1 rRNA gene is annotated in these 268 nt (G+C 49.3%); it reads left to right on the plus strand.

The window, feature by feature from the left end:
- Window positions 1-155 precede the first annotated feature (155 nt).
- Window positions 156-268: ribosomal RNA gene (locus GTP41_RS26895) — 16S ribosomal RNA — on the plus strand; the annotation flags it as partial.

Below are 268 nucleotides of genomic sequence, written 5' to 3' on the forward strand. Positions count from 1 at the left end.
TGTGGGCGTTTGACGATATGCCCGGACCTTCGGGTCCGATGCTCAAAATATACGTTATAACGCTCGCACAAAATATATTAAACGTAATCTCGAAAGAGATTCGTCAGTATTTTGAGTGAGTGACCTCCGATAGCAATATCGGAAAAACAGAGATTGAACTGAAGAGTTTGATCCTGGCTCAGATTGAACGCTGGCGGCATGCTTTACACATGCAAGTCGAACGGCAGCGCGGGCTTCGGCCTGGCGGCGAGTGGCGAACGGGTGAGTA

Source organism: Pseudoduganella guangdongensis (assembly GCF_009857475.1).
GTDB lineage: Bacteria > Pseudomonadota > Gammaproteobacteria > Burkholderiales > Burkholderiaceae_D > Rugamonas > Rugamonas guangdongensis.